Origin of the sequence: Halomonas halocynthiae DSM 14573 (assembly GCF_000425725.1) — a bacterium.
Lineage (GTDB): Bacteria > Pseudomonadota > Gammaproteobacteria > Pseudomonadales > Halomonadaceae > Halomonas > Halomonas halocynthiae.
Genome location: NZ_AUDZ01000013.1, coordinates 310716 through 330421, shown reverse-complemented (window position 1 = coordinate 330421; position 19706 = coordinate 310716). Strand labels below are relative to the sequence as shown.

Below are 19706 nucleotides of genomic sequence, written 5' to 3'. Positions count from 1 at the left end.
CCCAACGGGGATGCGTTGTGCAAAGCCTGTAATGAGCAAGGGGAAATTGCCTGCCCATCGTGTGGTAATCCCATGCCAGCGGGTCGAGGTGATGCCTGTGAGCCCTGCTATTGGACGCGAACATGCCGTAAACGCATCACCATTGGCCAAGCCGGTATCACTACCAAAGCGTTAAGTGAGGCCTTTGGGGAATTTGGTGAATGGCTGATTCGTATCACTGGGCCGCATAAGGCTGCCCTCAAGATCAATCATTTCTTCTCGTTCTTCCTTGAGCTCGACCAGGCATGGTCACGGATACCGAGCTATTCGGAGCTACTTCATCACTTCGGGGCGGAGGGCTTGCGGCGTGTGAGGCTTCCCATGCGATGGTTGCATGAAGAGCAAGGGGTAGAGCCGGATCACCAAGCAAAGCGGATCGACTCAGAGAAAAGACGTATTCAAGCGTGTCTCAGTTCTATGCCGTTCGCTTCGCTATCAGACCAAGTGCTGCAAGCCTATTGGCTGCAATTGGAAACCCGTATAGAGGCGGGCAAAACGTCCCACACCTCCGCACGACTTGCACTAAGAGCGGCAGCCGCATTGCTACTCGCTACTGACCGGGAGGGGCAGCGACTGCCTCAACAGGGCGATGTGGACAACTATTTGCATGCGGTGCCCGGACAAGCAGCCTCGGTCACGGGGTTTACTAATTTCTTAAATCGCCAACATGCCACCACGTTGGCTCCTCGGGTGGATGTAAAACGGGCAAGAAAGCGGCGAAAAGAAACACTAGCCCGCACCCTGATGACGATGGCCCGGTGTGCTGATCAAGGAGAGGCCTGGAGGGAGGCATGGATCGTTGCTGCCATGGAGTATTTCCATGACACAAAATTAACGCAGAAAATGCTTCGACAACAGACCGTAGAGCGGACGACAGACGGGATACAGGTGGTAGTGGGTGGCGTTACCTACTGGCTGCCTCTGGATATTGAGTGCTAAGACACTGATAGCGCGCAGTCACTTGGAGGGCCCCGCGACTCTGTAGGCGAATGTCGCCCCGCCGTTTGGACGGGGCTATGGCTCTCTACCTATATGCCAGGGCTCAACGGGGTGCCAAAAGGCGTGTCATGACCGTTGAGATGACGTCAAAACCAGGTCTTCATAAATGCCCTTGATAGCCTTCTCTTCTGGGCTGTGGCGCTGTGGCTCCTGTTCCTGCTTTGGATGTAGTGGGGTTATAAGCCCGTTAGAGAGTGACAGGACATCGCTGAGCTGCTCGTAATCGAGGTTTACGTTATCGACATTGTATTGGTTAAGGCGTGTCATGGTCTCTGTGAGTGCGGTCATACTGTGCTCTTCTTCTCCAAGCGGCGGAAAGGCTTGAATCAGCGGCTGACCGCCTTCCCAACCTATCTTGATCGGCTGATTGATGATGTTGACTTGGGTGCCGGGTGGAATGCGGTCAAATATAGATTCGATGTCTTTGGGTAACATGCGGATACAACCTCGGCTTGCGCGCATGCCAATGCCATCGGGCTGGTTGGTGCCGTGAATCAAATAGCCATCGAAGCCTAGGATGATGGCATGGTCTCCTAGCGGGTTATCGGGGCCGGGCGGTACAACGCTTGGTGCGGTTTCGCCGCGTGCTTCCGCTTCACGTTTTACCGACTCAGGCGGGTACCATGCGGGGTTTTTAATGTTCATGGTAGTCTCGGTCACACCAAGGGGTGTATCAAACCCTTCGCGACCGATGCCGATAGGATAGGTCTCAACGCGCGGTGTCTCACCGGTTTTGACATCTGGGTAGTAGTAAAGCCGCAGCTCGGCGATATTGATGACGACCCCAGTACGCTCGACATTCGGCAGGATGAAGCGTCCTGGAATGGTTACTTCAGTACCCACTCCGGGCACCCAAATACTGACCTCTGGGTTAGCACGTACAATCTCCTGGTAGCCAAGGTTGTGACGTCTGGCAATATCAATCAGAGTATCCTCGTAATTCTTCACGATGAAGGTGTCAGCCTCTCCGATAATATTGCCTTCCTCAGGTAGCGGGTAATGCCCCTTGGGCCATTCCGTCTCCTGGGCAGTGGAAGGTTGTGCCGCCATGGCGACAGGGAGCCATGCCAGAAACGAAACCATCACACTCACGATGAAGCCGATCTGCATTGGCCATGGGAGGAATCTCTTAAGTATTGCTGCGTTCTTTGCCAAGAGCATCGCTAGGTTCCTTTTTCATCTAATGCGTCGTTTTTTGATCGAGATAAGTTCAGTTGTAACCCGAGCAGTGTCAGCACCGCAGCGAGTATCCAAGCGGGGCCACTACCGGTGCGTGTGAAAGGAGTTAGGCCCTGCATCGGGGTCACCTCGCCCGTTAAACTGGCCTGTTCAAACTGTGGGGCACGGGCTGTGACGTGACCTTGTGAATCGATGATGGCCGTCACGCCATTACTGGTAGCTCGAAGTAGGTGACGACCATTTTCTAAGGCACGTAGACGCGCCATTTGAAGATGTTGGTGTGGGCCAATGGAGCGCCCAAACCACGTATCGTTGGAAACCGTTAATAGCAGCTCGGCATTACGCGCCTGTTGGGCGACATGGTCGGCAAAAATGATTTCGTAACAAATGGCATTGCCAATGGTGGCTCCAGCCACGTGTAACGGAGCCTGTTCGCCTGACCCTGGGGTCAGGCGAGGTACTGGCAAGTCGAAAAAAGCAAGGGTGCCAGCGAGGAGACTTTGGAATGGCAAATACTCGCCAAAGGGCACCAAGTGCGCCTTCTGGTATTCGCCCTGCACATCATTTAGCCCTATGACGCTGTTATAAGAGCGCCCTTCACTGTCGCGTTGCAAAATGCCGGTCAACAAGGCGGTGTCAGGCCCCAGGTCGGACGCTACTTGCTCAAGTATTTGCTGTGCTTCCTGCTCAAGCATGGGAAGGGCTGCCTCAGGCCAAACGATGAGATCGATATCCCTTGCTTGCTCCCGTGTCATCGTCGTGTAGATACTGATCGCTTCGCGCTGCCCTTGGGCAGTCCACTTAATGCGCTGGTCAAGATTCCCTTGCAGCAATGCCACCCGGATGGGCTTGCCAGCCGGGGTTGTCCATTGGGCGGGCAATAGGAATGGAACGATCCACAAGGCGGCCATTGGGACAAGGAAACTCCAGCGGCGACGCAGTACCTCTACCCCTAACGTACCTGTCAGCGCGGTCATGAGTGACAGCAAGTACACACCACCAACGGGCGCCCATGGGGCTAGTGGAGAATCAATCTGAGAGGTGCCCAGCAATAACCAGGGAAAGCCGGTGAGCATCCAAGTGCGTAGCCATTCGCTCACCACCCACATACCGGCAAAGCTAAGAAAGGCGAACCGTGGCCCCGTGATGCGTCGATAGAGCCCAAAGGGGACTGCAAAGAAGAGCGCCAGGACGCTGACAAAAAGAGTGGTGAGGAGCATCGCCACCAAGGCCCCGGTGCCACTGAAATCGTGAATAGCAACGAAGACCCACGACGTGCCTGAACCGAACAGGCCTACCCCATAGCACCACCCACGCAGGGTGGCCATGGCGGGCGTTAGCGACGCTATTCTCCAATAGACCAGTGCCACGCTCACTGGGCCAAGCCACCATAGGGAAAAGGGGGCGGCACTCAAGGTGGTCAGCACCCCAGCGGCGAGCGCTACAACGCAATCGACTATTGGTGAGGAGCGCCCAGCAAAAAGCGTATATTCTTTATCTTTATCGACCACATCCATAGCGTTACTCAGAGCGCTTAAAAGCAGGACTTTCACGCCATAACGCCACCGCGAACATCAATACACCGGCAAATAGCGCGATATCGGCCATGTTAAAGGCGGGCCAATGCCATTCGCCCCAGTAAATGTCCAGATAGTCGACGACGTACCCTCGCGCTAAGCGATCAACAGTATTACCGAGCGCGCCGCCAAGAATCAGGCTGTACGCACAGGCCTCCAAGCGCGACAGGGGTTTGCATAGCTGCACAACCAATACGACGACCACCACCAACGCTAAACCAAGAAAGAGGTAGCGCTGCCAACCCCCTGCTTCTGCGAGAAAGCTGAAAGCGGCTCCTGTGTTCCCGGTATAAACCCAGTTAAAAAACGGCGTTAGCGGAATGACTTGGCCAAACGACATCTGGGCATGCACAATTTCCTTGACCAGTTGATCGGCTAGAGCCATCACGCAAGCTAATGTGAACCATGGCCAGCGACGTGAAGGGCTATCGTTTGGCGCTGTTCTCATGACGTTGTTTTTCCTTGTGACAGGCCTGTCATTGCGGTACTGGGCGAAAAGCGGTAACCCAGCAGTCGCATGGCGTTCAACGTCACCAGGACGGTAGCACCGGTATCGGCCATCACCGCAATCCACATGCCGGTAATACCCAGCGCCGTTGTAACTAGGAAAATGGCTTTTAAGCCAAGGGCGAGAACAACGTTGGTTTTCACATTGCGCAGCGTGGCACGAGAGAGGTCTATCAGCTCAGCGATGCCGGTAACGCGGTTCTTGAGCAAGGCTGCATCGGCGGTTTCCAACGCCACATCCGTGCCACCCCCCATCGCGATACCCACATCTGCTGCCGCGAGTGCCGGTGCATCGTTGATGCCATCGCCTACTTTACCGATGGGGCCACGGCCTGCCGCTTGCCAGTCTCGAACATACGCTGCCTTGTCTTCAGGCATTAGTTCGCCGTACGCTTCAATGCCTAAGCGACCCCCCGTGGCAGCGACGGTGCGGGCATTATCACCGCTGAGCATGACCGCCTGTACGCCTAAACGGGATAGCGCCGCTAGGCCTTCCATGGCATCTTCGCGTGGCTCATCGCGAACCGCGATCAAGCCCAGTAAACGCTCGCCTTCGACGAGGAGAGCGAGGCTCTTACCGGCTTCTTCTAACGCGACAATCCGAGCACTGAGACTTTCCTCAAGGATGACTTTCTCGTGAAGGTGACGAGGCGTCATTAAGCTCAGCTCGCGACCCTCCACCTGGCCGGAAACACCGCGCCCCGCCAGAGCGCGGCCGCCGGTGACGGTGGGGAGGTTGATGCCCGACTGTCGGGCATGCTCAACGATAGCCGTGGCGATAGGGTGACTGGAATCCCGCTCTATTGCGGCGGCGAGCCGCAATACGCTGTTATCGTCTTCCTCAGCAATCCAAGACTCCACATCTGTGACTCTTGGGGTACCCGCAGTGAGGGTGCCCGTTTTATCTAATGCCACCAAGCGAAGCTTACCTAACTGTTCAAGAACGGCTCCCCCTTTGATCAGTAGTCCGCGCCGAGCTCCCGCCGAGAGACCGGCGGCGATGGCGGCAGGGGTGGAAATGACTAACGCGCAGGGGCATGCGATTAACAGCAATGCTAACGCACGGTAAATCGACTCCGACCATGCCATGGTCGATACCAGCGGTGGCACTATCGCCATCAGTAGGGCGAGTAAGACGACGGCGGGCATATAGTAATACGCAAAACGATCAATAAAGCGTGCTATCGGTGCCTTGGCGGCCTGTGCTTCTTCAACCAGACGAATAACGCGTGCGATCGTATTGTCATCAGCGCCTCGTGTTACCTCCACCTCCAGGGCGGCATCAAGATTCACTGTGCCAGCAAAAATGTCATCACCAGGCGCTCGCGAACGAGGTATGGACTCGCCGTTTACCGGCGACTCGTCAATGTCGGAGGTGCCCACCAGGATGCGTCCATCGCAGGGTACGCGATCACCGGGCCGCACCAGCACACGCTGACCGGGTTTAAGTGACTCCGCCGAGACATCACGCAGATGGCCGTTGTCCATCAGCCTCGCCGTTGAGGGTGTTAAGTTTGCCAAGGCTGAGATACTGCGGCGCGCCCGTGACGCAGCTACCCCTTCGAGTAGCTCACCTACGGCGAACAAGAACACGACCATCGCAGCTTCAGCAGCAGCATTGATGGCCAATGCGCCAACCGCAGCGATGCACATCAGCATCTCGATGGTAAAGGGGTTGCGCATTTTGAGGGCGCCCCAGGCACTCTGCGCAATGGGCATTAAGCCGACCAGCGTGGCCAGAATGAACGGCACATTACCCAGCGCAGGCCATGCTAAACGAAGCGCGAAGGCTACGATCAGCAGATTTCCCGTGATAATGACCAAGCGCCCTTTAGCGGTTTGCCACCAAGAGGATGAAGCACCAGATGCGCGTGTTTGGCCAGCAGGGGAAGTCACTTGATAGCCTAGTTCGTTCAGGATGCCCTCAATGGTCTGTTGCGAGGGGCCTCCATGATCGCGCTGGTGAATCTTCACCGATCCTGTGACGGAGCTTGCCGTGACTTCCTCAATGCCGTCCAGCCGCTCTAGCGCCGACACAACCTTGCGCTCACAACCGCCGCAGTCCATGCCTTCAACACGCAGTGTCAAGACGGTAGGCGCTGTCGCCTGCGTTGATGTTTTCATGGTGCCTCTTCTCCCAATGAGCTATGGTTTTGAAGTGTAAACCTTGTAGCAACTACAGCTTCAAGCCCTGCGTAAGGAGTTTTACCATGTCGATGATGGGGCAAAGTATCAGCATTGGTGAGTTAGCACGACGAGCCGATTGCAAACCTGAAACGGTTCGCTATTACGAGCGTATTGGGCTGTTGCGCGATGCGACACGAACCGGCGGAGGACAGCGCCGCTATGGAGACGACGCTGTGCGGCGCTTGACCTTTATTCGTCATGCCCGTGACTTTGGCTTTTCGGTGGAGTCAGTGCGAGAGCTTTTGGCCATGTCAGATCAACCTGATATGCCTTGCCAAGAAGTCGATGCCATCGCCACGCATCACCTAAAGAAAGTGGAGTCCCGCCTTCAACGACTGTCCATACTGCGTGAGGAGCTTCAACGGATGGTCACACAGTGTGCCGGTGGTAAAGTGGAAAGCTGCCGAATCATTGAGGTCATCAGTGATCATCAGCTCTGTATCACTGAAAAATCGCACGGAGGGGCTCACGACTTGGGTTAGCACTAACGCTACGCCCCACGCCCAATGGTTAGCCCAGCGAAACATCCAAAAACAGCATGAGTACCAATCCGATGGAGAGGCCCAGCGTGGCCTTTTTTTGGTGCCCGCTCCGATGAGTTTCGGGAATAATCTCATGACTGATCACATACAACATCGCCCCCGCTGCAAAGGCCAACCCCCAGGGCAGTAGCGCTTGTGACATGCTGATGACTCCAGCGCCTAATAAGCCACCCAACGGCTCAACAAGCCCCGTAAGGGCGGCAATCGTCCATGACCGCCAACGTGAATAGCCCACGCTTAGCAGTGATACTGCTACGGCCAGTCCTTCTGGGGCATTCTGAAGTCCAATGCCAATCGCTAGCGGCATGCCTCCTTCGCTTCCCCCTGCGCCAAAGGCCACGCCAACGGCCAGCCCTTCTGGCAGGTTGTGTATCGTAATGGCAATAATAAACAACCAGATACGGCGTAGTGAGGCAGCCTCTGGCCCTTCTCGCCCCTGTTCGAAGTGCTCATGAGGTAAGAGCTCGTTCAGTAGTGCGACCATTCCAATCCCTAGCAAAATGGCCGCACAAGCAATGGCAGCAGGTACCACGCTACCGCCATAACGCAGCTCCGAGGCTTCTAAGGAGGGTATGATCAGTGAGAAGAAAGAGGCCGCTAGCATGACACCAGCGGCGAACCCCAACGCTAAATCGCGAACACCACGATTCGGTGTTTTGGTAAACAAGACAGGAAGCGCCCCTACAGCCGTCATCAAGCCCGCCGCAAGGCTTGCCAATACCCCCATGGTGACGGGAGAAACCTCTTCCATACCGATTACCTGTGTTGTGATAGATGAGTGATTACACGGCTTGGGTTCCATAACGAGACAAGCGCACGTTCACGTTACTAACCCCCATGCAACGTTGTTAAGCACGAGTGGTTACGGCTCGTTAAACGAGATCAAGTCATAAAGTGACGCCGTACCGATAGCTTGTTCTAAGCGATCTCTTGCCTCGTAAAGTGACGCTTGATATTCACTTTGAGTCGGCTGTTCGCCTAGCATGATGCGTTGACCTTGACCAAGGGGGTCAACAGGCTGGTTATTGACTCTCACTTCGTAATGTAGGTTGGGCCCCGTGGCGACCCCAGAGGCACCTACCTCTCCGAGCGACTCTCCCGCATTGACTAAATCCCCAACCACTAGCTGTGGGGAAAATCGGCTAAGGTGTGTGTAGCGACTGATTGCCCCTGTGTCGTGCTCCACCTCGATCACCTGCCCATATCCCCCTTGGCGACCCATAAAGGATACGCGCCCAGGTGCGGTGGCAATGACCGGCGTTCCTGTCGGCGCAGCCAAGTCAATTCCATTATGAGGACGCATCCCTCCATACACAGGATGTCGCCGATTCCCAAAGCGAGACGTTAAGCGGGCACTAAGCACGGGCAACCGCAACGTGCCTAGCAGGGTGTCGCTTTTGAAAAGAGCTACGTCCCCCTTTTGGGTGACCGGCCATATGACCTCCAAGGGCTCTGCCTGATCAGGCAGAGCGGCATAACTGAGGCGTGGTGGCCCAACACGGGCGCCGTCCTGGCGTCGATCTTCCTCCCACACTAATTGAATACGTTCACTGCCAGAAAACTCCAGCGGCGCTGCGATAAACTCGCTGAGCAGTGTTTCCAGTTTAGTGGCGAAACGCGTTGGGACACCTTCTGCTGCCAAGGCCTCGTAGAGGGTGGTATCAATGACGACATCACGCCCAAAGGTTAGGGTATCAACGCTATCGAGCGGTAATGTGCCTTCTTGCTCGCTAGCCGCCTGTAACTTGACAGGGCTAAGTTCAGACGGAGGCAATGACAGATGCGTTTGCCAATTGGCTTCGGCTAGCAAGGGGTAAAAGCCCACCAAGCCTAGTAACCACCAGCGCTGCATCACTGGCCATCCTCTTCCCCAGAGATCTCCGCTACTTCACTCTCGACGGCATCAATCAGCTCTTGCATACCAAAGGGGTCTAAAGGCTCGCCATTGACAAAAAAGGTAGGTGTTTGGCGAATCTGATTGGCTCTGACATCCGCCATGTCTTGGTCAATCACCGCCTGCACCTCAGCAGAAGTCAGTTGCTCTTCGGCAGCCGCTAAATCAAGGCCTCCTTGGCTCGCGATATCGAGGATAGCGGATTCATCAAAACTGCCATGTGAAGCCCATTGATCCTGGCGAGCCAGCAGCCTCTCCAGTACCGGTTCAAAGACGCCCTGACGACGAGCAACTTCTAATACCCGAATGGCCTTGTCCGATACGTCGCCGTGGAAAGGAGTGTAGCGCACGATGAGCCGCACTTTTTCTGGGTAGGTTTCCAGAATACTTTTTGTCAGGGGATAGAAAGCACGGCAGGCTTCGCAAGCCGGATCGAAGAATTCCACAATCGTCACCGGCGCGTCTTCTCGTCCCAAGATGGGGGAGTGTGAACGCACCAAGGAGTCCTCGGCCTGGACACCGCTCTCTTTTGCTGCCTGAGCTTGCATGTCTAAGAGGGCAGGCTTCGATACGGCGACGATCGCAGCGGTCAGCATTAACGTACCGGCCAATATAAAAGACGCTTTTTTGAACATGTTTCTCTCTCTGTCTCAACGATGGGGTGGAAAAGTAGGGTTGAAAAATAAGCCAATCGCTATGGGAGTAAGCTGCTCGCTATCTACCTGAGCTGGGAGCCGGCCTCGGTCTGTCACTCATGCCCATATAGATTGGCATTTTGATGCGCGTGGTCACTATGCTCAAACTCTAGGCTGGAATGAGCAATACTGAAGCGCATTTTAAGCTGCTCCTTGATCTCTGCTTTGACGGATTCAAGCTGCTGCCAGCCGGTTTCTGTCAGAACCACGTGGCAGTCAAGGGCTGCCATGTTTTCCTGCATCTGCCATAGATGCACATGGTGAATATCCTGGACTCCCTCGATATCTCGTACGGTCTCAACGACTGCCTGCCCGTCAATGTCCGGGGGAGATCCCAGCATTAGCGTACGGATAGGGCCGCCAATTTCAGAGAAGGCTAGGTAAAGAATATATAGCGCAATCCCTATCGTGATCGCGGGGTCTACCCAGCGCATGTCGTACAGTAAAATAAGCGAACCACCGATAATCACGGCGATGGAGGCAAACGCATCCGATAAGTTATGCAGAAAAAGGGCGCGGATATTGACACTCTCTTTTTGCATTGACCACGTGAGCATGGCGGTAAGGGCATCGACGACGAGCGCGACGCCACCAATAATCACGATCGTCCATCCCTCTATCTCAGGGGGATCGACCATCCGCATAGCGCCTTCGTAAATCAGGTAGACACCGACAATAATGAGGGTGGTGTAATTGATGAGTGCTGCCACTATCTCGATGCGGCCATAGCCAAAGGTCATATGCACATCGGCAGGCCGTCTGGCGATTTTACGAGCAGCAAAGGCAATGACTAATGCTGCCATGTCAGAAAAGTTATGTAACGCATCAGCGATCAGCGATAGGCTCCCCGCCATAATGCCACCGACGATTTGAGCGATGGTTAAGAGCCCATTGGCCCAAATGGAGATGCTGACGCGCCGGTCGCCAGAGGCAGGATCAATGTGGGGATGATCATGATGATGTCCCATCTGTTACCTTCTCTCGAATTATCTGTTCTTGGTACTATAAAACCTCTAGCAACTAAAGCTTCAACCCTTGAGCATTATCTATTTGCATCGCTGGATTGGGAAGCACGTCCCTAGCTACCAAGCGAGCCATGGCGCGCTGGGCCGAAGGTGATCATGTTTTAGGTGCGGGGCTCAATCCACTTCAACCGGTAACGTCTAATCCACCATGGGTAGATTCATTTATTTTGTCGAGGCGCACCTTGTCTGGTTTGTAATCGTCGTCGCGGGGGGAGGCTTACTCTTTCCGGCCACCGGAATAATGCTTAAGTTCGCGATTGGGCCATTACTGGCATTACTGATGTTGATTATCAGCCTCACATTCGATGCGCATGCAGTGCGCATCGTGTTCCGAAAGCCGTCACGGCAGTTGTTGGCATTGGGGCTGGTCTATGGGCCTATGTCGATTGCCGGGTGGCTAACGGGCCGTCTATTTTTTGGAAGCGGCCCGCTGGCTGCTGGCCAAACCTTGCTCGGCACGCTGCCGACAGATGTGTCCTCTCCTCTTTTGGTACTGATGGCAAAAGGCAATGTGGCGCTTGCCGCTGTTTTCAACGCAGTCAACACCGCGTTATGTCCGTTTATTGTTCCCTTCCTGTTTTGGGTATCCGGATTAAGTGGTAGATGGAGCCCCCTTGCTCCTTCGAACCCTTAACTCTCCCAGAAGGTTGATAGATCGACGCCGTAGTTTTTCTCAGGCTCGGGAAGACCCATGCTGTAGGTCATGGTGGCCTTGCCCAGGAAGGGGGATTCCTTGATCTGCGGCACCTTCTTCTTGTGCTTGGTGGTGTAGAGCATCCGGGCCCGCATCACCTCGAATGAGTAGCCCCGGCCATCGCGGTTCTTGTCCTTGGCCAGCCGATTGATCGACTCCGTGAAGGCGTTGGTGATTGGGGTGTCGGTTTCGAAGTAGGCCAGCACCTCCTCGCGCCATCCGCTGACGGCGCTGACGAGATCCTTCCACACCTCTTTCTGCCCCTGTGGAATGTCGTCAATCCAGCGGGCCAGCGCCTTTTCGGCATCACGCCGGGTGGTGCTGTCCCAGATGTGGTAGAACCGCTCCTTGTGCTCGTAGGCCGCCAGGAGCTGAGGGAAGGCCCCTGTCCATGTCTCCATGATAAGCTGCTCGCGATCTGAAACGTCGTGGGCACGCTTCAGCAGGATCTTCCTATCGCCCTTGAGGGTCCGCCGCTGGTTTGGCTTCAGATCCTTCCTGAGTCCCTTACGCACCTTCTCCAGGGCTTCGTTGGCCATCCGCACCACATGGAACTTATCGACCACAATGCGAGCCTGCGGCAGTACCGCCTGGACAGCACGGCGGTAGGGTTTCCACATATCCATGCTGACGATCTCGACCTGGTGGCGCTCGGTCATGCTCATGAGGCGCCTCGTCACCGCGTCCTGCTGGCGACCGGGCAGCAGGTCCAGTAGGGTACGCTCCTCCAGGTTGGTCAGGATGCAGCGGTAGCGGCGGTTCAGGTACAGCTCGTCGATCCCCAGGCAGCGGGGTGTCTCGAAACGATGCCAGGCTGCCAGGAACTCAGCCTTCTTCTTGAATATCTCGCGGACAGTCTTCTCGTCGAGGCCCGTGGTATCAGCCACGTAGGCGTAGGGGTGATTGAAGGCTTCCTTCTCGACGTGGTTGTAAAGCCTCCGCGTCATGCGGTGATCGTCTACCATTTCCGGAAGAGCTGGCCGGAACGTCCTTCCACACGCCCGGCAGGTGTAGCGGCGACGGACCACCCAGAGGGTGACCCGCTTTCCGTGGATGGGTAGGTCGCGATAGGCCACATCGCGCTTGCCGAACCTGACAAACTCACTCTCAACGCCGCATTCCTCGCAAGCTAGAGGCTCAGGAGCTTCGACCTGGTAGTGGAGATCATGCTCTTCCATCTTGGTGCCTAGGACGTGGTACTCGGGAAGGTGAAGGATGTTGTCAGGCAAGCTAGTCATGCAAACTTTCCTTGTCGACATGGTCCATAGATGATCGCGACTCTTTGACCGCGTTGTTTTCAACGAACTGAAGGTGAGTTACTCCCTTGGGTCTTCTGCTTCTCTGAGCCCTTCATGCAATGACGCAATTAGCGGGCAAGTGATATTGCCTTGTTGTGCATGGCATCTGTCGACCATTTCGCTCAGCACCTTCTCAATTCTTTCAAGCCTGTCGATCTTCTCGCGAACGTCCCCTAACTTGTGCTCTGCGAGAGCACTGGCTTCTTGACAGTGGGCGCCATCTTCCAGCCGAAGTAGGTCACTGATCTCATCCAGACTAAAGCCCAGCTGCTGCGCCGTTTTCACGAACGTCAACCTGTCGATATCGGCGGCACTATAGCGTCGAATACCTCCGGGAGGGCGTTCGGGCTCCGATAATAGCCCTCGTCGCTGGTAATAGCGGATTGTCTCGACATTGACGCCGGCCGCCTTGGCCAGGCCGCCAATGGTCATGGTGTCCGCCACTTTATCTGCATGTCTCTTCATGATGCTTGACTCCGTACCAAGCTACGGAAGTAACCTTATCGTAGCTCCCCCCATCCCGAAAGGAGAATCGTCAATGCGGACATCTAAAACGGGGCGAGGGCCCCTGGCCGCCGGAGGAGTCGCGGCCCTCCTGGCCTCGGCGTGTTGCCTCGGCCCGCTGGTGCTGATCACGCTGGGCGTTTCCGGCGCCTGGATCAGCAATCTGGCGGCGTTGGAGCCCTATCGCCCGCTCTTTATCGGCGTCGCGCTGGTGGCGATGTTCTTCGCCTGGCGTCGCGTCTTTCGGCCAGTGGAAAAGTGCCAGCCGGGAGAGGTGTGTGCCGTGCCACGGGTCAGGACGGGCTACAAGGCGATCTTCTGGCTCGTATCGCTGCTGGTGCTAATCGCCCTGGTATTCCCCTACATCTTGCCCCTGTTCTATTAAAAGGAGATCTACCATGAAAGCTCGTTTCGCCTTCATCGCGCTACTCGCCCTGCTCAGCACGCCCGCCTTAGCGGCCCTGCAGACCGTGACGCTGTCGGTGCCGGGCATGACCTGTGCCGCCTGCCCGATCACCGTCAAGGCCGCCCTCAACAAGGTGGACGGCGTCTCGCAAGTCGACGTGAGCTACGCGGATCTCGAGGCCGTGGTCACCTTTGACGACGCCCGAACGTCGGTGGAGGCATTGACCGAGGCCACCATCAACGCTGGGTATCCATCAACCCCGACATCCTCGCAAGCGGATCGAGAGTGATCATGAAGAATCCCAAGCCCCTGCTGCGCGTGAGCGTGATCGGCACCGTCCTGGTGGCATTGTCTTTACGCCGATCCTGGTGATCCTGCTTGGCACGGTGGGCCTGGCGGGGCTGACGGGCTATCTCGACGTTGTGTTATTGCCGGCCCTGGCCTTCTTCATCGGCCTGACCATTTATGCGATTTGGCGTAAGAAGCAGTTCGACGCCTGTTGTGACAACGGCTCTATCAAATCAAGGAATACGCCCCCTGAGTGACATCAAGCAGCTGCACATCGCGGTCATCGGGTGAGTTGTTTACGAGCTTGCCCGCCACGGTGAAGGAATAAGCGTGAAAGATTCGCAGAAATTTTTAAGCGTCGTGCTTGGCACCGGGTTGATGGTGCTGTGTTGCGCCGCGCCAATCGCCCTGGTGCTATTCGGTACGGCGGGCCTGGCCGCGTTGGCAGGCTATCTCGATTACCTGCTGTTTGCCGCCCTGGCCATCGGCTTACCTCTCTACGCGCGATACCACAAGCGGAAGCAGGATGCCGGCTTTACTAATGAAGACTCGGAGAAACGTGATGATTGAACTCAACGTGAGTGGCATGACCTGTGACCGCTGTGCGGATCATGTCAGGGAAGCCCTGGAGAAGCTGCCCGGCGTGCAGTCGGTGGAGGTATCCTATCCTCAGGGGACGGCATCGGTAGCCGTTGATCCGGAGACACCGGCCTCGGCGTTGACGTTTGCCGTGACCCGACTTGGCTACCAAGCTCGACTGGCCAACAGTGGGCCCACTTCCCCGGCAGGCGCATCGGTGTCCAAGGGCCGTGATGAAGACGCCCCGCACATCGCGGTGATCGGCAGCGGCGGCGCCGCCATGGCGGCGGCCCTGAAAGCCGCCGAGCGCGGCGCCCGGATCACCCTGATCGAACGCGGCACCGTCGGCGGTACCTGTGTCAATACAGGCTGTGTGCCTTCGAAGATCATGATTCGCGCGGCCCATATTGCCCACTTGCGTACGGAAAGTCCCTTCGATGCAGGCCTGAGCGCCCAGGCGCCGGTGGTGGATCGGGCCAAGCTGCTCGAGCAGCAGCAGCGACGTGTCGAGGAACTGCGTGACGCCAAGTACGAGGGGATTCTGCGCGACCACCCGGCCATCACGGTCCTGCACGGCGAGGCCCGGTTTATCGATGCCCATAGCCTGATGGTCAAGCTGAACGAGGGCGGCGAGCAGGTCGTCCACTTCGACCGCGCCTTAATCGGTACTGGCGCCCGACCGGCAGTACCGCCGATCCCGGGTCTTGCCGACACCCCCTACCTGACCTCTACCAGTGCGCTGGCCCTGGACACCCTTCCCGAGCGGCTGATTGTGATCGGCGCCTCGGTGGTGGCCCTGGAACTGGCCCAGGCCTTCGCCCGGCTGGGCAGCCGGGTCACGGTGCTGGCCCGCAGCCGCCTGCTCTCCCAGGAAGACCCGGCGGTAGGGGATGCGGTGGAGGCGGCGTTTCGCCGCGAGAGCATCGAGGTCCTCAAGCAGACCCAGGCGAGCCGCGTGGACTACACCGACAATGAATTCATTGTCGATACCAACGCCGGCACCTTGCGGGCGGATCAACTGCTGGTGGCCACCGGACGGACACCCAATACCGAGGCCCTGAACCTGGCGAGCCTCGGCGTGGAAACCGCACGTGGGGCGATTCTGGTCGATGAGCATCTGCACACCACGGTGCCGGGGCTCTATGCCGCCGGTGACTGCACCGATCAGCCGGAGTTCGTCTATGTCGCCGCCGCCGGGGGCAGCCGGGCTGCCGTCAACATGACCGGGGGCGAAGCCACCCTGGACCTGAGCGCCATGCCGGCGGTGATCTTCACCGACCCCCAGGTGGCCACCGTCGGCCTGACGGAAGCCGAGGCCATCGAGCAAGGCTTCAGCGTCGATACCCGCGAGCTGGACCTGGAAAACGTGCCGCGTGCGCTGGTGAATTTCGACACCGGTGGTTTCATCAAGCTGGTGGCCGAACGCGACTCGGGCCGGTTGCTGGGGGTGCAGGCGGTGGCGGGGGAAGCCGGTGAGCTGATCCAGACGGCGGTGATGGCGCTACGCGCACGCATGACCGTACACGACATCGCCAATGAGCTATTTCCCTACCTGACCATGGTGGAAGGGCTCAAGCTCTGTGCCCAGACTTTCACCAAGGATGTGACGCAGTTGTCCTGCTGTGCCGGGTGAACGATATGAGCGCGACCGTGGTGCCACTGGGCGGCGGCACCACGGGTTTTGGGCATGGACACCACAGGGAGCTCTGTCACGATGAACACGACACTACCCGATTGCGGGATGATGGGGGCGATGGGCTGGATAATGCCAGTGATCGGAATTGCCCTACTATTGCTGCTGGTCCTGGGCATCGCCTGTTTGGTGAAGTATCTGCTCTCTAGCAAGTGAGCGTACTGAGCGAGCCATCAACCAGCTAATCCGTTGTGGGTTGAGTTTGTCGGCCACCTTTCTCTCTCGCATACCAACCAGATAATCCGGATACCCCCTGTTTTTATGGCTCACCGGCCTTCAGTTAGACGTGCCGCTTGGATCAATTATTCTTGAATTAACACTAATCGTGCTTCTTCCTACCGTGATTGGGGTCAGCTTGCGTACAAAGTTCTCGGCTTTCTTTGCACGGCATGATTCAGCGTATGCAGGGATAGGGTCGATTCTGTATCTGCTGATCCTACTCGCCGTGGTCGGGCCGAATGCCACCACGATCATTGGCTATGGCTGGTATGCGTTTGTGATTGCGGGCGCGGCCCTGTGCCTCAATTTGATTGGGTACCTGGTAGGTATGTCCTCACGGTTACTCACCTCTGATCGCAAAGAGGTGATTACCTATCTTTTCACGGTCAGTAAAAAGGAATTCAGCATCGCTGCAGCGTTTGTCGCTGTTTCCGGCTTGCCATCAGAGATCGCGATTCCAGCCGCTTTTTTTGCCGTGATTCAAATGATCACTTCGCCCATCGCAGCGAAGATCCTCGCCCGCCACTGAAGGGATGGCCGTATCGGCTCTTCGTCAGAAGAGCAACCTGCACACGGGGTGTACAGGTTGCTCTTAGCGACAAAACAGACACCGCTACTCATAAAGGTGGCAAATAGTACCTATGCTAAGTCACTGCGACCAATACTGACCTTGCTAAAAGCATTTAACACAGAGGCTTCGCAGGGTATCTGTTCCTTTTTGGATTTAGGGTGCTTGAACGTATCGGCGAATCCTGGGCAGTGACCAACTAGTTTTTGGACAACACCTTCTACGTGCCGCACGTTAGACAGCACTTGGCGTAACCACTGCTCGAAGCTGCCTTGGTGGCTCAGCGTGAAGACTAAACCTTTATAGGAAGGAGGCTTGGATGCCTCCTCGCTACCGCCAGCTCTGGGTTTTGGAGGGCGTCGTTGGATCTCCATGAGATAGAGCGTTTGATCTAACACATGCACCCGAACGACGAGCACCCCGCGAGGTACCTTGGTCTGAGTATCAATGTAAACCCAATTAGCGACTGACGTTTCCACCTCCTCGTCTATTTCGAAAGGTTCGAGGCTGATCAACCGAGGGTCGGGGGAAGTGCTAAAGCCGTCTTCAAAGGTAAACCAGCTAACGCCACGAATCGTTTCGGGATAGGCCGATTGCAAATAGAGAAGCGCATTCCACATATCACGTAGAAAGCCCTGTGATTCCAGTGTAATAGGAGCATGAATAGAGGCCTGTCCGACCCCTTTTCCTGATCCATGCGGCTCCCCAGTGGAGAAAATAGTTTCGTCACCCGGAACGGGGACGCCTCGTGTATCGGGCACATTTTTTCGAGTATATCGTTTATCCAAGACGGCGCGAGGCTTACCTAAAATAACGAATTCGTCCTCAGGAAGGTCTAGCCAAGAAGAGCCATGGTCGGGCTCTTCATCATCCGTCAGGTCAATGACATCGGGGATGTCTTGAAGCTGATGATAGGGAAATTGAGTGGGAGCATCATCGCCATCGGTGGCTGGTACTGTCGTTGACTTCTCTCTTTCGCGGTGGATCGTGGCACCATCGGGCTGCGTACAGCCTAATATCTGCAAGCCTAGGAATGTGTTGCCACCATCAATTGGAACGCCAGAAACAGAGATTTCCCCGCTGCCTTGAAACCATGGGGTGGCTTTTAAAAGCATCTCATCTGGCGTGGAGCTGGTTTCAAATTGTGAATATATATATTTTGCAGCGCGCTTGGCATACGGATCGTACAACATATGCGCGAGCAAAATGGCATCGTGTTTATGAACATGATAGGTAAATTTGACAGGCCACGTACCTGGGGATGCAGGCGCATCAAGCGGTCGATAAAGACGTTTTTTGACTTCTTCCCAAGGGTAAGTGGCGAGCACTCGCTTGATTTCAGAAGATCGGCCGTAAACGCGAATAAAAAATTCTGTGCAAGGGATGAGCAAGTGTTTGCCATCTGGAAGGTCAAATTCAATCAGGTATGTTTTGTGCTGATTTTTCTGGGGTAAGTAGTTCGAGTCATGAAAAGCGGTATAGAGGCTTCGTCCTGATTGTCGTAAATCATCTAAGGTGACAATTCGCCAGCCGCCTGGAGAAAAAGAAACGGAGAATTTTCTTTCCTCGTAGGCAATACGCGAGCTACTCACGCCCTTTTCCCATACTGACCCTATTCTCAATAGCCCAAGATGCGTTAAGACAGTCTCACGTCTCATCACGCCTCCTAAGTTATTTTCATGGTCGATGGTTCTTAAGAAGATATGGATTTTAGGGACGCTTCGTAAGCGATTGTTCTTAAATATAGGCCCGTACCACCAAACGACCAAGCGCTCTGCCTCGTTTTTTAGGGTGCCATCATGGAAGCTAAAGGTTCTGGATTGTTTAAGAGAAACGGTCACAAAGGCGCACTCTATGTAAACTCAACATAGAGATTGTCGCAGCAATTATTGTTTAGTCGCAACAATTGTTGGAAATGACAACCACCGCCCACTAAGGCCACAGCACTGGCCGTATGGTGCGGCGTGCGAAAAGGCCGCTGCCCCCAGCCCGCCGTAATGGGTAAACCGCTGACCGAGCGTACCGCCGCCACTTCCAGCGCTTCCTCCTCACTCAGCGGCGGGAGGATGCCGGGTAAGCGACTCGCCAGCATGGTTTTGCCCGTACCCGGTGGGCCACAAAACAACAGGTTATGGCCTCCCGCCGCCGCCACTTCTAATGCCCTGCGCGCTTGGAACTGGCCACGGATATCACTCAGATCAGCAATATCTGCTAACACTTGCTGAGGCGGTGATGACATCACATGCGCTGCAATTGGTACTTGGCCCAGCAGGTGCGCCACCACGTCACGCAAGTGATTCGCAGGGTAAACCGAAACATCGCCAGCCAATGCCGCTTCATCGGCATTGGCGGCAGGTACAATCAGCCGGTGCCCAGCGCGGCGTGTCGCCAGCGCAAAAGGCAATACGCCTTGTACTGAACGCAGGCCACCATCCAGCGCCAGCTCACCAGTGCACTCCATACCATCAAGCGCGTCAGCAGGAATCTGGCCCGACGCCACCAGCAAGCCCAACGCAATTGGCAAATCAAAACGCCCGCCGTCCTTAGGCAGGTCGGCGGGCGCAAGATTCAACGTAATACGGCGTAATGGAAACTCAAAGCCAGCATTAATCAACGCGCTACGCACACGCTCACGACTTTCCTTAACCGCTGCTTCGGGTAAACCCACTAACGTAATGCCAGGCAGGCCATTGGCCAGATGAACTTCTACAAGCACCTCGGGGGCCTCAAGACCAAGGCCAGCTCGAGTGCGAATAATCGCTAGTGTCATCAGCGTTCCCTCGCTTAGATATGCTCAAAGCCTAGACCAGAGC

21 protein-coding genes and 1 pseudogene are annotated in these 19706 nt (G+C 56.0%); 10 read left to right on the top strand and 12 right to left on the bottom strand.

Going from position 1 to position 19706, the window contains the following annotated elements; genetic code table 11:
- Positions 1 to 72: 72 nt before the first annotated feature.
- Positions 73 to 978, top strand: a complete 906-nt coding sequence (locus tag H616_RS0101575; RefSeq protein WP_016916423.1) for a hypothetical protein — start codon at positions 73 to 75, stop codon at positions 976 to 978.
- 126 nt (positions 979 to 1104) lie between these two features.
- Here H616_RS0101575 and H616_RS13985 read toward each other — a convergent pair whose 3' ends face one another.
- The 4 genes from H616_RS13985 to H616_RS0101555 are packed head-to-tail and all read right to left on the bottom strand — an operon-like array spanning position 1105 to position 6425.
- On the bottom strand, positions 1105 to 2148 hold the full coding sequence (locus H616_RS13985) for a L,D-transpeptidase family protein (RefSeq protein WP_016916424.1): 1044 nt from the start codon (positions 2146 to 2148) through the stop codon (positions 1105 to 1107).
- A gap of 53 nt (positions 2149 to 2201) precedes the next feature.
- A complete protein-coding gene (gene lnt / locus H616_RS0101565; protein ID WP_016916425.1) occupies positions 2202 to 3734 on the bottom strand; it encodes an apolipoprotein N-acyltransferase in 1533 nt (510 codons plus the stop codon).
- A gap of 4 nt (positions 3735 to 3738) precedes the next feature.
- Positions 3739 to 4242, bottom strand: a complete 504-nt coding sequence (gene lspA / locus H616_RS0101560) for a signal peptidase II (protein ID WP_016916426.1) — start codon at positions 4240 to 4242, stop codon at positions 3739 to 3741.
- The gene (locus tag H616_RS0101555) at positions 4239 to 6425 is read right to left on the bottom strand and encodes a heavy metal translocating P-type ATPase (RefSeq protein ID WP_027965783.1); all 2187 of its coding nucleotides are present in this window, start codon (positions 6423 to 6425) and stop codon (positions 4239 to 4241) included. The genes lspA and H616_RS0101555 overlap by 4 nt, the downstream gene beginning before the upstream one ends.
- A gap of 86 nt (positions 6426 to 6511) precedes the next feature.
- Here H616_RS0101555 and H616_RS0101550 point away from each other — a divergent pair, with 86 nt between their 5' ends.
- Positions 6512 to 6970: a MerR family transcriptional regulator gene (locus H616_RS0101550; protein ID WP_082051477.1), complete on the top strand. Its 459-nt coding sequence runs from the start codon at positions 6512 to 6514 to the stop codon at positions 6968 to 6970.
- A gap of 28 nt (positions 6971 to 6998) precedes the next feature.
- Here H616_RS0101550 and H616_RS0101545 read toward each other — a convergent pair whose 3' ends face one another.
- From H616_RS0101545 to H616_RS0101530, 4 genes are all read right to left on the bottom strand, one after another.
- Positions 6999 to 7781, bottom strand: coding sequence for a ZIP family metal transporter (locus tag H616_RS0101545; RefSeq protein ID WP_027965781.1), 783 nt, complete (start codon positions 7779 to 7781; stop codon positions 6999 to 7001).
- 111 nt (positions 7782 to 7892) lie between these two features.
- Positions 7893 to 8882: a M23 family metallopeptidase gene (locus tag H616_RS13980; protein WP_051233885.1), complete on the bottom strand. Its 990-nt coding sequence runs from the start codon at positions 8880 to 8882 to the stop codon at positions 7893 to 7895.
- On the bottom strand, positions 8882 to 9559 hold the full coding sequence (locus tag H616_RS0101535) for a DsbA family protein (protein WP_022521292.1): 678 nt from the start codon (positions 9557 to 9559) through the stop codon (positions 8882 to 8884). The genes H616_RS13980 and H616_RS0101535 overlap by 1 nt, the downstream gene beginning before the upstream one ends.
- A 113-nt stretch (positions 9560 to 9672) precedes the next feature.
- Positions 9673 to 10587 carry a cation diffusion facilitator family transporter gene (locus H616_RS0101530; RefSeq protein ID WP_027965780.1) on the bottom strand — a complete coding sequence of 305 codons (915 nt, stop codon included), beginning with the start codon at positions 10585 to 10587 and terminating at the stop codon, positions 9673 to 9675.
- Positions 10588 to 10792: 205 nt separating this feature from the next.
- On the opposite strand from H616_RS0101530, the gene H616_RS13975 reads away from it, so the two are divergent.
- Complete coding sequence (locus H616_RS13975) at positions 10793 to 11278, top strand: hypothetical protein (protein ID WP_231125682.1); 486 nt, start codon at positions 10793 to 10795, stop codon at positions 11276 to 11278.
- On the opposite strand, the gene H616_RS0101520 is transcribed toward H616_RS13975, so the two are convergent.
- Positions 11275 to 12576, bottom strand: coding sequence for an ISL3 family transposase (locus H616_RS0101520; RefSeq protein WP_027965779.1), 1302 nt, complete (start codon positions 12574 to 12576; stop codon positions 11275 to 11277). The two genes, H616_RS13975 and H616_RS0101520, sit on opposite strands and share 4 nt — an antisense overlap.
- Before the next feature lie 78 nt (positions 12577 to 12654).
- Positions 12655 to 13101, bottom strand: coding sequence for an Hg(II)-responsive transcriptional regulator (gene merR / locus H616_RS0101515; RefSeq protein WP_006911920.1), 447 nt, complete (start codon positions 13099 to 13101; stop codon positions 12655 to 12657).
- A 73-nt stretch (positions 13102 to 13174) separates the two neighbouring features.
- Between merR and merT the strand changes: the two genes are divergently transcribed.
- The 7 genes from merT to H616_RS13965 all read left to right on the top strand — a co-directional run bounded on the left by merT (position 13175) and on the right by H616_RS13965 (position 16854).
- Positions 13175 to 13525, top strand: coding sequence for a mercuric ion transporter MerT (merT, locus tag H616_RS0101510; RefSeq protein ID WP_027965778.1), 351 nt, complete (start codon positions 13175 to 13177; stop codon positions 13523 to 13525).
- A 13-nt stretch (positions 13526 to 13538) separates the two neighbouring features.
- On the top strand, positions 13539 to 13835 hold the full coding sequence (gene merP / locus H616_RS0101505; protein WP_022519794.1) for a mercury resistance system periplasmic binding protein MerP: 297 nt from the start codon (positions 13539 to 13541) through the stop codon (positions 13833 to 13835).
- A 79-nt stretch (positions 13836 to 13914) separates the two neighbouring features.
- Positions 13915 to 14091: a mercury resistance system transport protein MerF gene (gene merF / locus H616_RS13970; RefSeq protein ID WP_240470511.1), complete on the top strand. Its 177-nt coding sequence runs from the start codon at positions 13915 to 13917 to the stop codon at positions 14089 to 14091.
- 73 nt (positions 14092 to 14164) lie between these two features.
- Complete coding sequence (merF, locus tag H616_RS0101495) at positions 14165 to 14404, top strand: mercury resistance system transport protein MerF (protein WP_027965777.1); 240 nt, start codon at positions 14165 to 14167, stop codon at positions 14402 to 14404.
- Entirely contained in the window at positions 14397 to 16046 is a 1650-nt protein-coding gene (gene merA / locus H616_RS0101490) for a mercury(II) reductase (RefSeq protein ID WP_082051506.1), read from the top strand. The genes merF (H616_RS0101495) and merA overlap by 8 nt, the downstream gene beginning before the upstream one ends.
- A gap of 5 nt (positions 16047 to 16051) precedes the next feature.
- Positions 16052 to 16255, top strand: a complete 204-nt coding sequence (locus H616_RS15640) for a hypothetical protein (RefSeq protein WP_169516148.1) — start codon at positions 16052 to 16054, stop codon at positions 16253 to 16255.
- A gap of 104 nt (positions 16256 to 16359) precedes the next feature.
- Positions 16360 to 16854 (top strand): bile acid:sodium symporter family protein, encoded by a 495-nt coding sequence (locus H616_RS13965; RefSeq protein ID WP_246638315.1) that lies wholly within the window; start codon positions 16360 to 16362, stop codon positions 16852 to 16854.
- A gap of 110 nt (positions 16855 to 16964) precedes the next feature.
- Here H616_RS13965 and H616_RS0101475 read toward each other — a convergent pair whose 3' ends face one another.
- Both H616_RS0101475 and H616_RS13960 read right to left on the bottom strand, forming a co-directional pair.
- Positions 16965 to 18485, bottom strand: coding sequence for a hypothetical protein (locus H616_RS0101475; protein ID WP_050712864.1), 1521 nt, complete (start codon positions 18483 to 18485; stop codon positions 16965 to 16967).
- Between the two features lie 329 nt (positions 18486 to 18814).
- Positions 18815 to 19663, bottom strand: a pseudogene (locus tag H616_RS13960) (YifB family Mg chelatase-like AAA ATPase); the annotation flags it as partial.
- Positions 19664 to 19706: the final 43 nt, after the last annotated feature.

Coding starts and splice junctions, on each gene's coding strand:
- H616_RS13975 (WP_231125682.1), top strand. CDS start 10,793: ATGGGTAGATTCATTTATTTTGTCGAGGCGCACCTTGTCTGGTTTGTA.
- H616_RS13980 (WP_051233885.1), bottom strand. CDS start 8,882: ATGCAGCGCTGGTGGTTACTAGGCTTGGTGGGCTTTTACCCCTTGCTA.
- H616_RS0101555 (WP_027965783.1), bottom strand. CDS start 6,425: ATGAAAACATCAACGCAGGCGACAGCGCCTACCGTCTTGACACTGCGT.
- merA (WP_082051506.1), top strand. CDS start 14,397: ATGATTGAACTCAACGTGAGTGGCATGACCTGTGACCGCTGTGCGGAT.
- lspA (WP_016916426.1), bottom strand. CDS start 4,242: ATGAGAACAGCGCCAAACGATAGCCCTTCACGTCGCTGGCCATGGTTC.
- H616_RS13985 (WP_016916424.1), bottom strand. CDS start 2,148: ATGCAGATCGGCTTCATCGTGAGTGTGATGGTTTCGTTTCTGGCATGG.
- H616_RS0101545 (WP_027965781.1), bottom strand. CDS start 7,781: ATGGAAGAGGTTTCTCCCGTCACCATGGGGGTATTGGCAAGCCTTGCG.
- merR (WP_006911920.1), bottom strand. CDS start 13,101: ATGAAGAGACATGCAGATAAAGTGGCGGACACCATGACCATTGGCGGC.
- H616_RS0101520 (WP_027965779.1), bottom strand. CDS start 12,576: ATGACTAGCTTGCCTGACAACATCCTTCACCTTCCCGAGTACCACGTC.
- H616_RS0101530 (WP_027965780.1), bottom strand. CDS start 10,587: ATGGGACATCATCATGATCATCCCCACATTGATCCTGCCTCTGGCGAC.
- merP (WP_022519794.1), top strand. CDS start 13,539: ATGAAAGCTCGTTTCGCCTTCATCGCGCTACTCGCCCTGCTCAGCACG.
- H616_RS0101535 (WP_022521292.1), bottom strand. CDS start 9,559: ATGTTCAAAAAAGCGTCTTTTATATTGGCCGGTACGTTAATGCTGACC.
- H616_RS0101550 (WP_082051477.1), top strand. CDS start 6,512: ATGTCGATGATGGGGCAAAGTATCAGCATTGGTGAGTTAGCACGACGA.
- merT (WP_027965778.1), top strand. CDS start 13,175: ATGCGGACATCTAAAACGGGGCGAGGGCCCCTGGCCGCCGGAGGAGTC.
- lnt (WP_016916425.1), bottom strand. CDS start 3,734: ATGGATGTGGTCGATAAAGATAAAGAATATACGCTTTTTGCTGGGCGC.
- H616_RS15640 (WP_169516148.1), top strand. CDS start 16,052: ATGAGCGCGACCGTGGTGCCACTGGGCGGCGGCACCACGGGTTTTGGG.
- H616_RS0101575 (WP_016916423.1), top strand. CDS start 73: ATGCCAGCGGGTCGAGGTGATGCCTGTGAGCCCTGCTATTGGACGCGA.